We start from the raw sequence: 12,225 nt of genomic DNA, 5'->3' as shown, positions 1-12,225 counted from the left end.
GCGCTCGCGCTGACGGGCGTCGCCGTCGGCGCTTGCGCCTTCGGCGCCGCGGCTTTGCGCGGCGGCGCCGTGAGCGCGCGCGAATGGCGCGCGCTGCCGGGCGGCGGCGTATGGGCCGCCCGGCTGAGACGCTGGCGGCTGATTCCGCCGGCGGAGCGGGAGCGCTAACCGGGCGCACAGCGCGGTTAGCGGAACTGGCCAAGCCGCAGCATGGCTTGGCGCCTGGCGACTTGCTTTCAGCCGATCGGGTTGAAATGGCTCCGCCGATCATGCCAAAATACAGGATAGGGCCTTCGTTCGGCCCGAGCGCCCATACCGGGTTTTTTGGCCCGATTTGGCCTCGAGCCGATAATTATGGCACAATAGAGACGAGGCGGTCATCGGTCTCGATACATAGGCCTTGCTATCCTAGCTTTCGCGCTCGTTCGGGGCTCCGGCTTGTGTGGAATCGATTGGCTGCGCGGTTTCGCGAAACGAGCTTATGCCGCCAAAGGACGGCGTCAGCCGTTTACACTTGAATCAGCCCTACTTTCAAGGAGGTTGCACGAAAAATGACAGCTCCAAACATAACGGTGCTGGGGCTCGGCTCGGGCGACCCGGATCAGCTGACGCTGGGCGCATGGCGCAGGCTGCAAGCGGCGGAGCGCGTATTCGTCCGGACGGCGCGGCATCCGGTCCTGTCCATGCTGGACGAGAATGGCATCGCGTATTCGTCGTTCGACGCGCTCTACGAGCAGCACGAGTCCTTCCCGGACGTCTATGATGCGATTGCCGAAGCTTTGATTGCCGAAGCGAAAGGCGCCGGTGCCTTGATCTACGCCGTCCCCGGCCACCCGATGGTGGCGGAGCGCACGGTGCAGCTGCTGCGCGAGCGCTGTCCGGACGCGGGCGTCAGGCTCGACATCCTCGGCGGCGAAAGCTTCCTCGATCAGGCCTTCGTCAGCCTGGGCTTCGATCCGATCGAAGGCTTCGCGCTTCTGGACGCCTCGGAGCTTCAAGCCTCGCAGCTGCAGCCCCGGCTGCATTTGCTGATCGGACAAGTGTACGATGCATTTACGGCTTCGGACGTGAAGCTTGCGCTGATGGAGCGCTATCCGGACGATTTCGAGGTCGTCGTCGGCCATTCGCTGGGCGTGAAGGGCGAGGAGCGGATTGTGCGCGCCCCCCTTTACGAGCTTGACCGAATGCCGGGCTACGGCAACCTGTCGCTCATCTGGGTGCCGAGGTCGGACGACCCGGCGCTGCGCAACCGCTCGTTCGACCGCCTGCACGAGATCGTGTCGATTCTGCGCAGCCCGGAAGGCTGTCCGTGGGACCGCGAGCAGACGCACCGGTCGATCCGCAAAAACTTCATCGAAGAGCTCTACGAAGCGCTGGAAGCGATCGATAACGACGATCCGGACGGCATGCAGGAGGAATTCGGCGACGTCATCCTCCAGGTGATGCTGCACAGCCAGATGGAGGAGGAGACCGGCGCGTTCTCCGTCTACGACGTGATCCAGTCGCTGAACGAGAAGCTCGTTTTCCGCCATCCGCACGTATTCGGCGGCAAGGGAGCGGCCGATTCCGAGGAAGCGCTCGTCAATTGGGAGAAGATGAAGGCGGAAGAGAAGAAGAGGAAGGGCACGGAGCGGGCATCGGCGCTGGACGGCATTCCGCCGGATCTGCCGGCGCTGATGAAGGCGTACAAGCTGCAGAAGAAAGCGGCGAAGGTCGGCTTCGACTGGGACGAGCTCGGGCCGGTGCTGGACAAGATCGAGGAGGAGCTGTCCGAGCTGAAGGAAGCGATCGCGGGCAAGAGCCGGGAGGAGCAGGCGGCCGAGCTCGGCGATCTGCTGTTCGCGGTCGTGAACGCCTCGCGCTTCATCGATGCCGATCCCGAAGAGGCGCTCACCCGGACGAACAATAAATTTCGCAGCCGATTTGCGTATATTGAGGAGCAGCTTCGTATAAGCGGCAAAAATTTTGACCACACTGATTTAACAGAAATGGATAAATGGTGGGAAGAGGCCAAGCGTCAATCCTGATTATCATTTCGGCACGAATCGCCTTTATTCCGCACTATTCGCAAAAAAATTTCGATTACCGGCAGGATTTCTTTGCCCGCAGGCCGAATAACTATTCCTCATGCGAGTAAAAAATTCCAAGAACGGCGGCGCGCCAAGCGTCGACCACAAATAAGGCCATTTAAAATTTAGGAGGATTCTATAATGAACAAAACAGACCTGATCAACAACATCGCAGAGAAAAGCGGCTTGACGAAGCGCGACGTAGAAGCCGTGCTTAACGGATTTTTGGGCGAAGTAACCGACGCTCTTGCCAGCGGAGACAAAGTACAGCTGATCGGCTTCGGCACTTTCGAAACTCGCAAGCGTTCCGGACGCGTTGGCCGCAACCCGCAAACGGGCGCGCCAATCGAAATCTCCGAAGCGAAAGTTCCTGCTTTCAAAGCGGGCAACAAGCTGAAAGAAGCCATCAAGTAATCCATGCGTCTGGATAAATTTCTCAAGGTATCCCGGCTGATCAAGCGCCGCACCGTCGCGAAGGACGTGTCCGAGCAAGGGCGCGTGTGGATCAACGGCCGCGAAGCGAAAGCGAGCAGCACCGTCAAGGTCGGGGACGAGCTCCAAATCCAATACGGGCAGAAGATCGTTACCGTGCGCGTGGAACGCGTCGCGGAGACGACCCGCAAGGATGAAGCCGGAGAGCTCTACACCTTGGTGAAAGAAGAACAGCGCCCGCGCGAGAACGATCTCGGGTGGGAATCGGGAAGCTGATGATGACCGGCCGTCCGCAAGCGTTCGCTTGCGGGCGGTTTTTTCGTGTCCGGGCATGTCCGGCCGCTCGCTTGTTCTAAATCGCGCCGCTCCGCCATAAGCTAGTCTCAACATGGTATCTGTCAGTTACGTTAACGGAGCGGGGGACGAGTTTATGATCGACCAGGGCAAAGGGCAAAAACGGCAGGAAGTGAAATTGATCAATCGCAAGCAGCTGGATCTTACCGGCGTATTGAAGGTCGAGAGCTTCGACAGCGAAGAGTTTTTGCTGGAGACGGAGCTTGGCTTTCTGACGGTCGCCGGCCAAAATTTGCATATGAAGCATTTAAGCCTCGAGCAAGGATTGGTCATGATCGAAGGATTCGTCCATTCACTCGCCTATTCGGATGGAAATACGAGCGCGAACAAATCCAAAGGCTTGTTGGGGAAGCTGTTTAAGTGACGCTCGACATGCAGTGGATGACGATGGCGGTCATGCTGTTATCCGGACTCGGCATGGGAACGGTGTTCGACGGCTACCGCGTCGTATCGAATGAGCTGAAGTTTCCGCGCTGGTGGCTGCCCGTGCTCGACGTTATCTATTGGATGGCGGCGGCGCTGGTCGTCTTCCGGGCGCTGTACGCCAGCAACAATGGCGAGGTGCGGGCGTACGTTTTCATCGGACTGGCTTTCGGCATGATCCTCTATTATTTTCTGCTCAGCAAGATCGTGATCGTTCTCGTAAAATGGTTGATCGGCGCCGTCCGCAAGCTGGTCGCGTTCGTTCTGAAGTGCCTCGATCTCCTCATCGTAAAGCCGATCAAGCTGATCTACAAATTAATCGTCGTTATTTTAGGATTTGGGTCTGCGCTCACTATTTTCCTTTTCAAAATTGTGCTACAATTGTTTCGTCCATTTTGGCGCTTGCTCGCGTGGCTGCTCCGTCCGGCGGTTCGTCCGCTCTGGCGGTGGCTGTCGCCTTACGTGACCGGCTGGCGAATCCGCGAGAGACTGGCGGGCTTTGGACGAATAATTGCTCGATGGCGGAGCAAGTGGTTTAGGAGGTAACGCCGCTCATGGCAGCAGCAACTGCAAACAAATCGCCGGGCAGTACCGGCACGAAGCGCCGGTTTCGCATATGGTCGATGTTCATCGTATTGTTTTTGGGCTGGGCGGTGTACACGATCTTCGGCCAGATGCAGCAGAAGGACGAGACCAATCAGAAGCTTTCCACGCTTCAAGGGCAAATCGACGCCGCCGCGAAGGAAAGCGGCGAGCTTGAACGGCAAATAGAACGGCTTAACGACGAGGAATATATCGAGCAGCTCGCAACCAAGGAACTCGGCATGGTGAAGCAGGGCGAACGGCAGATTTTCAGCGATTGAAGACGGGCGGCAAATCGGGTGAACGTCTGTTGACCTTCCTTCGGCGGTTCGGTTATAATCACGTTAACAGCGGTCTCGCAAAGCACGGTATCGCTTACGGAGCCGGATCTGCTCCGCGAATCTCAGTATCGCTTTCGGGGCAAGAGCTGCTCCGCAAATCTCAGTACCGCTTACGGAGCAAGATTTGCTTCGCAAATCTCAGTACCGCTTACGAAGCAAGATTTGCTTCGCAAATCTCTTAGGGAGGAACATTTTATTTTATGGCAATTGAAGTGGGCGCTAAGTTAGAAGGAAAAGTGACAGGCATTACGCATTTCGGGGCATTTGTCGACTTGTCGGGAGGTGTCACGGGTCTTGTTCACATTTCGGAAATCGCCGATAACTACGTCAAGGACGTGAAAGATCACCTGAAAATTGACGACATCGTGAAGGTTAAAGTGATCAACGTGGACAAAGACGGCAAGATCGGACTTTCCATTAAGCAAGCCATCGACCGGCCGGAAGGCCAACCAGCGCCACAACAACGCGAGCGCCACGGCGGAGGCGGCTATGCTGGAGGCACGGGCGGCGGAGAACGTTTCAACCGCGGAGGCGGCGGAGGCGGACGTCCCTTCAATAAGCAATCGTCTGGCAGACCGGCCTACGGCAAACCGTCATTCGAAGATAAAATGTCACGTTTCCTGAAAGACAGCGAAGAGCGCATTTCCTCTCTGAAGAAGAATACGGAGGGCAAACGCGGAGGACGCGGAGCCAAGCGGGTTTAGGCTTGTAAGCAGAATACGTTAAACCTTATACGCACAAGGCGGAACCATCCCGGTTCTGCCTTTTTTGCGTCCGTCCGCGGCTTGACCGTGTCGTATTGACGGAATATTCCGGATGCGAAAAAAAACTTTTCTCTCATCCTCCATCATTCCCGACATGTTCCAACGTCGATTCGCCATGGCCGGGGAAAATCGGGGCACGCTTTTTGCTGTCGCATAGAGGCGGCCTGTTGTGGTCTCAAGCGGACAAACCTAAGCGGCGCGTACGTTTGAAGGCTCGGTGACAAGGCGCGCGGGGGCAATTGTTTTTGTCGGAAAAAAATTTTTGACGTGTTACGATAACTGACAAACTTCATGCGGACAACCTCCTATAATGGGAAACACATTCCATTCGGATAGGTGGTGTCTGTTAGTGGATAACGATAACGTAGTTGTTGCTCCAGGCGTAAAACGGACGAATGTCTTTCATAGGGCCATGCAAAAAGGACAGGATTGGATAGCGGCGCGCCGATTCATACAAGTATTGATGGCGAAGAAATGGGCTTTTCTGCTGGTCGGCGTCGCTTTCCTGCTCGGACGGGCGGTTATTCTGGAGTCGCTTATGCCGTTCGCGATCGCCTATTTCGCCGTCATCTATTTCATGAGACGCGACATTTATCCGTGGGTGGCGGTATCGCTCGTCGCGGGGAGCTGGCTGACGGCCGATCCCGCGCCGATGTGGATCGCGATGGAGATCGCGGTGCTGTTCCTTTTCTTAAAAGGGCTGGAGGCTTACGAGAAGGCGGAGCTGTCGTCGGCGCCGATTCTGGTGTTCGCGTCCACGCTGCTCGTGCAGCTGTTCAGCGTTTTTATCGGGGATGCGCTGAGCTGGTACAACTTTATGCTCGTCGTCGTGGAAGCCGCGCTCGGCTTCGTGCTTACCCTCGTGTTTATTCAGGCGATTCCCGTGCTTACGATGACCAAAAAGTCGGCACAGCTCAAAAACGAAGAAATCATCTGTCTCATGATTCTGCTCGCCTCGGTCATGACGGGGGCGGTCGGCTGGATGCTGTACGGCATGTCGGCCGAGCATATCATGTCGCGATACATGCTTTTATTGTTTGCGTTAGCAGGCGGCGCGCCGCTTGGTGCTTCGGTCGGCGTCGTTGCGGGCCTCATTCTGAGCTTGGCGGATTTCGGCGCGGTCGTGCAGATGAGCATGCTGGCATTTGCGGGCCTGCTTGCCGGATTGCTGCGCGACGGCGGCAAAGCGGCCGCCGCCTTCGGGATGCTGCTCGGGACGTCGATTTTATCCATATATGTGGGCAGTCAGGCGGATGTGATGAGCTCGACCTGGGAATCGGTTGCGGCCGCCACGCTGCTGATGCTGACCCCCCGCAGCATGATCCGGACGATCTCCAGGTACGTGCCGGGTACGATCGAGCATGCGAAATCGCAGCATGAATACGCGAAGCGGGTTCGCGAGGTGACGGCGGACCGCGTCTCGCAGTACTCCGAAGTGTTCCAGCAGCTGTCGCGAAGCTTCGGCCAGCTGAACAGCGCGGCGACGTCCGCGAAAAAGGAGGATGAAGTCGCTCATTTCATGAACGCCGTGGCCGAGCGGAGCTGCGCGTCCTGCCATAGGCAACACGCGTGCTGGGAGGACAAGTTTTTTCATACGTACAATATGATGACCGAAATGATGACCGCGGTGGAGGAGGACCGCGTTCCGGTCGGGAAGGACGTTCCGCGCGCGTGGACGGCGCACTGCGTGAAGTCGTCCCAAGTGCTGCTCGACATGCGCCAGCAGTACGAGCTTTATAAGAACAATATGCATTGGAAGAAGCAAATATACGACTCCCGCCAGCTTGTCGCTGATCAGCTGCAGGGCGTCTCGCAGGTCATGGAGGATTTGGCGAAGGAAATCAAGCGGGAAGGGCAGACGCTGCATTTGCAGGAAGAACAAATACGGGAGGCGGTGGAAGGACTCGGCTTATCGATTCAAGGCATCGATATTGTGAGCTTGGAGGAGGGAAACGTAGATATCGAGGTGTATCATTCGTTCGGGAAGGGGTACGACGAGTGCCGCAAAATCATCGCCCCGCTGCTCAGCGACATTTTGGGCGAGCATATCGCGGTGAAGTCGGAAATTCCGCCGGCGAAGAACGGCGATCCGACCCTGGTTGCCTTCGGTTCGGCGAAGCAATTCGAGGTGGAGACCGGCATAGCGGGTGCGGCCAAGGGGGGAGACCTGCTGTCCGGGGACAGCTTCAGCATGGTGGAGCTCGGCAACGGCAAATTCGCGGTCGCGATCAGCGACGGCATGGGGAACGGCGAGCGCGCGCGCCAGGAGAGCAGCGCGGCGCTGTCGATCCTGCAGCAGCTGCTTCAGTCCGGCATGGACGAGAAGCTGGCCGTGAAGTCGGTGAACTCGGTGCTGCTGCTACGCTCCTCCGACGAAATATTCGCGACGGTCGATTTGGCGATCGTCGATTTATATACGGCCCAGACGACGTTCATGAAGATCGGCTCAACGCCGAGCTTCATTAAGCGCGGCAGCGAGGTCATTCCGGTGACGGCCAACAACTTGCCGATCGGCATCCTGCAGGACATCGACGTCGATTTCGTGTCGATGCAGATGCAGTCGGGCGATACGCTCGTCATGATGAGCGACGGTATATACGACGCACCGGGTCATGCGGTCAACAAAGAGCTGTGGATGAAGCGGATCATCGGCGAGCTGAGCACGGAGGATCCGCAGGAGATGGCCGATGCGCTGCTCGAGAAGGTGGTACGCCACCACAACGGCGAAATCGTCGACGATATGACGGTGCTAGTGGCGCGCATCGACAAGCATTTGCCGGAGTGGGCGTCGTTCCGGTTTCCCGGCGTATCCCGCATGGAGCGTCCGAGGACGGTGAGCTGACCGGAGGCATAGCATGGATGGAAGGAGGCGGGGGACAAAAGGGATTTTAACAATCGCGCGCAAAGGAAGGAAAAGGGGAAGGAGGAGCGAACGTGCGCAGCTGCAGGAAGTCCGTTAGGCGGCCGGTCGGGATCGCGTCATTCGCGGCCGGCGCCAACGGGCTTTTTTGGCGTGGAAACATTCGGTTTTCACGGGAATTGGCGCGTGTTGCGCGTTGTTGGCGGCGAAGCGAAATGCGCATGTGTCGGTTACGGGGATTGGCGACATCTTTGGAGGTAATGATGTCCAGCAGTCTCAAAAATTGAAATTAATCGGCTTAATGGGGATAAGAGGCATTCAGCAGTTTCGAAAATTGAAATTAAAAATGGAGGAGCGGCTGAAGGATCGCCTAAATTGTAGGACTAGTTTCAGATAATGAAACTATCGGCGGCAAAAACCTCTAATTTTGCTCGGTAGTTTCAATTTTTGAGATTAAGCGTCATGGCAAGCTTACATAGAAGATAAACGGCCTGCGGGCCGTGTTTTTTTGCCGTCTAGTTGTTTGTTCTCTCCCAAAATAGGCAAAGCTGATAGAAAGGATTCCAGCTTACGATGCGATGATTGTTTCACAATCATAGGCCTAAGCTTACGATGCGATGTTTGCTGTCGCAAACATTTCAGGAGGGATAACGATGAAACAAATCTTATTGATTACGGACGGCTGTTCGAACGTCGGACTAAGTCCGGTGGTGGCGGCCGCTCATGCGAGTTCGGAAGGCATCGCGGTCAACGTGGTGGGCGTGCTCGATCACGGAGACGTCGGCGAGCTCGGCGCGACCGAGATCGACGAGATCGCGCGCGCCGGCGGCGGGCTGAGCAGGCTCGTCAATATGCGGCAGCTGTCGCAGACGGTGCAGATGATGACGCGCAAAACCGTCGTCCAGACGATTCAGCTTGCCGTGCAGAAGGAATTGAAGCAGGTGCTCGGCAACGGAGCGATCGAGGCGCTGCCGCCGGACAAGCGCGGCGAAGTCGTCCGGGTCATCGACGAGCTCGGCGAGACGTCGGGCTTGCAGGTTGCCTTGCTGATCGATGCCAGCGCGAGCATGAAGCCGAAGCTGGCGGCGGTCGAGGAAGCGATCCGCGATCTGATGCTTAGCTTGCAGGCCAGGCAGGGCAAGAGCGAAATCGCCGTGTTTCATTTTCCGGGAACGAAGCATGGCGACGATTGCGTCATGGACTTGAACTGGACGACGCATTTGAACGGCGTGCAGGCCATTTTTCCTAAGCTGCAAATGGGAGGAACGACCCCAACCGGCCCGGCGATCATGCATGTGATTGATTTTTACCGCCGGGGGGATTATGGTAGACAGAGCAGAGATGAAACGGATGGGATGATGAGTGGCTACGTCGTTTAAAGTCGATCTCCGCCGCGGGACGGTGGTGACCGGCAAGTGGAAGCATGGCCGATACAGGGTCGAACGTTTGCTTGGGGAGGGCGCAAACGGTAAAGTATATCTTGTACAGCGCGATCGAAGCTGGTTCGCGCTTAAGGTCGGTTCGGACGCCGTCGACCTGCAATCGGAGATCAATGTGCTGCAGTCGATGGCCAAGCAGAAGCAGCAGGGGCACGACTCCTTTTTGTACGACGTGGACGACCTCTACGGACCGGACGGGCGCGAATATCCGTTTTACATCATGCGTTACATACTCGGCACGACGCTTGCCGATTATTTGAAGCGCCAAGGGCCGGAATGGTTCCCGCTCGTCGGCCTCAATCTGCTCGGGAAGCTGTCGAAGCTGCACCAGGAGGGCTGGGTGTTCGGCGATTTGAAGGTGGAGAACGTGCTCGTCGCCGATTACGGGCATGTCGAGCTCGTGGATTACGGCGGGGTGACGGCCGCCGGCAAGAGCATACGCCAGTTCACGGAAATTTACGACCGCGGATACTGGAACGAGGGCTCGAGGCAAGCCGATCCGCGGTACGATCTGTTCTCCTTCGCCGTGCTCTGCATCCAGCTTCATGAGCCGAAGCGGCTTCACCAGCTGACGAAGGAGCTGCTTCCGCAGAACCGTTCGGCGGACGATCTGATCCGGATCGCGGAAGCGAACCTTGCGCTAAGGCCTGTGGCCGGCTGGCTGCGCAAGGCGTTCGCCGGGCAGTTCGCGGATGCGCTCGAAGGAGCCGACGCCTGGCGGCAGCTCATGCACCGGCGGGATACGCACAGGACGCCGGGCATGCCCGGCTGGTTGAAGGGGCTTGCCGCGGGGACGGCCGTGCTGCTGGCGACGTCGGCTTTCTGGCTGCTGCGCAATATGATGTGACGGCGCGCGGCCGCAGCGAATGGAAGGTGAGGATGCGAAGACGATGAATTTGCGAAGCGAACTGGAGAAGGCCCGAGCGGAGCGCGGGCTGTGGTCGGAGGGCGACCGGATCGTGGCGGCCGTCTCCGGCGGCCCGGACTCGATGGCGCTGCTGCATATGCTGGCTTCCTTGGCGGACGAAGGGAAGCTGTCGGTCGTCGCGGCGCATGTGAATCACGGCTTCCGGATAGAGGAATCCGCCCGCGAGCTGGAGGTCGTGACCGCCTATGCGGAGAAGCTGGGCGTGCCTTGCGAGACCGCCTTGCTCGATATGCCCTCTTATATAGAAGAAACTCGATTGAACGGACAGGCGGCTTCCCGCGAGAGAAGGTATGCGTTTCTCCATGAAGTCGCCCTTCGGCGCGGCGCTTCGGCGATCGCGCTGGCGCATCATGCCGACGATCAGGCGGAGACCGTCCTCATGCGGCTTATCCGCGGGACGGGCTTAACCGGACTGGCAGGAATGCTCAGCAAAAGACGCGAAAAAAACGTGGAACTTATTCGCCCGATGCTACGTATGAAAAAGTCAGACATTCTGCGTTACTGCCGGGAGCACGGCATTCCGTACTGCGTCGACAGCAGCAACGAAGAGCGTTATTATTTCCGGAATATCATCCGGCTTGACATTTTGCCTTATTTATCGCAGCATAATCCGCAGCTGCCGCAATCGCTGCAGCGATTGGCCGAAGTGGCGGGCGCGGAAGACGATTGGATGGAGAAGCAGACCGAAGCTTTATTCGCGCAGCTCGTTACGATATCCCCCGATGAATGCGCGGTAAGCTGCACCGGTTTAAGCGGTCTCCATGTCGCTTTACAAAGGAGATTGATTAAACTAATATTAAGTTATCTTTCGCAGGAAACGGAAAACATATCCTTTGAGCAGATCGAGACGATGCGCCTTGCCGCCTCCCCTCATGCGCCGACGACCTGGCGGACCGACGCCGGGGCAAGGGTTCGCTGCCTCAGGGAATACGACGTGATGCGCTGGCTTCGGCTGCCGCGGAACGAACTCCCCGAAGCGGACGATTATGAGTACGAAGCGGGAAGGGACCAAGCGAGCTTGACGGCGGAGCCGAGCGGCTGGACATTCGATTTTATCCGCGAAGCCGCCGGACTGGGCCGCAAGCCTGCTTCGCGTTACGAAGCCTGCTTCGACGCCTCCGAGCTGGCTTATCCGCTCATCGTTCGAAATCGGCGTCCTGGCGACAGAATTCACGTTTTAGGATTAAATGGTTCGAAAAAAGTGCAAGATATGTTCGTCGACGAGAAAATCGCCCCGTCCGAGAGAGCGCGGTATCCGCTGCTCTTCGACGCAGCCGGGCGATTGCTCTGGATACCCGGCATCCGCAGGTCGAGCCACGCGCTGACCGGATCCCGCACGGAGGACGTATTGTTCGTCCGGGCGCGTAACGAATAAGACGCACTGGTACACTCATAAACATAGTTAAGGCGTAGGGGGATTTCGACTTTGCAGAACGATATTCAGGAAATACTGTACGACGAGAGGCAAATCGGCGAGAAGGTCAAGGAATTGGGAGAGACGCTCACCAAGGACTTCAGCGGACGCAACCCGCTCGTCATTTGCGTTCTTAAAGGCGCGTTTATTTTCATGGCCGACCTGGTTAAGGAAATTAAGGTGCCGCTCGAGATCGACTTTATGGCCGTGTCCAGCTACGGGGCGTCCACGAAATCGTCCGGCGTCGTCAAGATCATCAAGGACCTCGACGTATCGGTCGAAGGGCGGGACGTGCTCATTGTCGAGGATATTATCGACAGCGGCCTCACGCTCACCTATTTGATCGACGTGCTGGAACGCCGGAACGCGAAATCGGTTACGGTCGTAACCTTGTTCGACAAGCCTGCGCGGCGCACGGTCGACCTGCAGGCCGATTATAAGGGCTTCACGCTGCCGGACGAGTTCGTCGTCGGCTACGGGCTCGATTACGCGGAGAAGTACCGCAACCTGCCTTATATCGGCATTTTGAAGCCGCAAGTTTATGAGAAGTAAGCGCAGTTGAAATAGCGATTCACCCGTACATGCCCTCTCCGTATACCTCTATTGTTATGGAAAGTCA

12 protein-coding genes are annotated in these 12,225 nt (G+C 57.5%); all 12 read left to right on the top strand.

Features of this window, described 5'->3' with window-relative positions:
• Positions 1–551 precede the first annotated feature (551 nt).
• The 12 genes from IDH41_RS29255 to hpt all read left to right on the top strand — a co-directional run bounded on the left by IDH41_RS29255 (position 552) and on the right by hpt (position 12,158).
• A complete protein-coding gene (locus IDH41_RS29255) occupies positions 552–2,027 on the top strand; it encodes a bifunctional methyltransferase/pyrophosphohydrolase YabN (protein WP_190867545.1) in 1,476 nt (491 codons plus the stop codon).
• A gap of 183 nt (positions 2,028–2,210) precedes the next feature.
• On the top strand, positions 2,211–2,483 hold the full coding sequence (locus tag IDH41_RS29250; RefSeq protein ID WP_190867543.1) for an HU family DNA-binding protein: 273 nt from the start codon (positions 2,211–2,213) through the stop codon (positions 2,481–2,483).
• A 3-nt stretch (positions 2,484–2,486) separates the two neighbouring features.
• Positions 2,487–2,777 carry an RNA-binding S4 domain-containing protein gene (locus tag IDH41_RS29245; protein WP_190867540.1) on the top strand — a complete coding sequence of 97 codons (291 nt, stop codon included), beginning with the start codon at positions 2,487–2,489 and terminating at the stop codon, positions 2,775–2,777.
• A 154-nt stretch (positions 2,778–2,931) separates the two neighbouring features.
• Positions 2,932–3,219, top strand: a complete 288-nt coding sequence (yabP, locus tag IDH41_RS29240) for a sporulation protein YabP (protein WP_190867555.1) — start codon at positions 2,932–2,934, stop codon at positions 3,217–3,219.
• Positions 3,216–3,824, top strand: a complete 609-nt coding sequence (gene yabQ / locus IDH41_RS29235) for a spore cortex biosynthesis protein YabQ (RefSeq protein WP_317890837.1) — start codon at positions 3,216–3,218, stop codon at positions 3,822–3,824. The genes yabP and yabQ overlap by 4 nt, the downstream gene beginning before the upstream one ends.
• 8 nt (positions 3,825–3,832) lie before the next feature.
• Complete coding sequence (locus IDH41_RS29230; RefSeq protein WP_190867538.1) at positions 3,833–4,141, top strand: FtsB family cell division protein; 309 nt, start codon at positions 3,833–3,835, stop codon at positions 4,139–4,141.
• A gap of 260 nt (positions 4,142–4,401) precedes the next feature.
• Positions 4,402–4,905, top strand: coding sequence for a S1 domain-containing RNA-binding protein (locus IDH41_RS29225; RefSeq protein WP_190867536.1), 504 nt, complete (start codon positions 4,402–4,404; stop codon positions 4,903–4,905).
• 409 nt (positions 4,906–5,314) lie between these two features.
• A complete protein-coding gene (gene spoIIE / locus IDH41_RS29220) occupies positions 5,315–7,807 on the top strand; it encodes a stage II sporulation protein E (RefSeq protein ID WP_397328768.1) in 2,493 nt (830 codons plus the stop codon).
• A 671-nt stretch (positions 7,808–8,478) separates the two neighbouring features.
• Positions 8,479–9,204, top strand: a complete 726-nt coding sequence (locus IDH41_RS29215) for a vWA domain-containing protein (protein ID WP_190867534.1) — start codon at positions 8,479–8,481, stop codon at positions 9,202–9,204.
• Positions 9,188–10,111: a protein kinase domain-containing protein gene (locus IDH41_RS29210; RefSeq protein ID WP_190867533.1), complete on the top strand. Its 924-nt coding sequence runs from the start codon at positions 9,188–9,190 to the stop codon at positions 10,109–10,111. The genes IDH41_RS29215 and IDH41_RS29210 overlap by 17 nt, the downstream gene beginning before the upstream one ends.
• Positions 10,112–10,154: 43 nt before the next feature.
• Positions 10,155–11,567, top strand: a complete 1,413-nt coding sequence (gene tilS, locus IDH41_RS29205) for a tRNA lysidine(34) synthetase TilS (protein ID WP_223830161.1) — start codon at positions 10,155–10,157, stop codon at positions 11,565–11,567.
• 51 nt (positions 11,568–11,618) lie between these two features.
• On the top strand, positions 11,619–12,158 hold the full coding sequence (gene hpt, locus IDH41_RS29200) for a hypoxanthine phosphoribosyltransferase (RefSeq protein WP_190867529.1): 540 nt from the start codon (positions 11,619–11,621) through the stop codon (positions 12,156–12,158).
• The last annotated feature ends 67 nt before the right edge of the window (positions 12,159–12,225 follow it).

The organism is Paenibacillus arenilitoris (assembly GCF_014705655.1).
GTDB classification, from domain to species: Bacteria; Bacillota; Bacilli; order Paenibacillales; family Paenibacillaceae; genus Pristimantibacillus; species Pristimantibacillus arenilitoris.
Note: the sequence above shows the minus strand (reverse complement) of the source record. Positions and strands in the feature narration are given on the sequence as shown.

What these genes read in the sequence shown, in the direction of transcription:
- IDH41_RS29255 (WP_190867545.1), top strand. Translation starts at nt 552, where the DNA reads ATGACAGCTCCAAACATAACGGTGCTGGGGCTCGGCTCGGGCGACCCG.
- yabP (WP_190867555.1), top strand. Translation starts at nt 2,932, where the DNA reads ATGATCGACCAGGGCAAAGGGCAAAAACGGCAGGAAGTGAAATTGATC.
- tilS (WP_223830161.1), top strand. Translation starts at nt 10,155, where the DNA reads ATGAATTTGCGAAGCGAACTGGAGAAGGCCCGAGCGGAGCGCGGGCTG.
- IDH41_RS29250 (WP_190867543.1), top strand. Translation starts at nt 2,211, where the DNA reads ATGAACAAAACAGACCTGATCAACAACATCGCAGAGAAAAGCGGCTTG.
- IDH41_RS29225 (WP_190867536.1), top strand. Translation starts at nt 4,402, where the DNA reads ATGGCAATTGAAGTGGGCGCTAAGTTAGAAGGAAAAGTGACAGGCATT.
- IDH41_RS29215 (WP_190867534.1), top strand. Translation starts at nt 8,479, where the DNA reads ATGAAACAAATCTTATTGATTACGGACGGCTGTTCGAACGTCGGACTA.
- IDH41_RS29245 (WP_190867540.1), top strand. Translation starts at nt 2,487, where the DNA reads ATGCGTCTGGATAAATTTCTCAAGGTATCCCGGCTGATCAAGCGCCGC.
- IDH41_RS29230 (WP_190867538.1), top strand. Translation starts at nt 3,833, where the DNA reads ATGGCAGCAGCAACTGCAAACAAATCGCCGGGCAGTACCGGCACGAAG.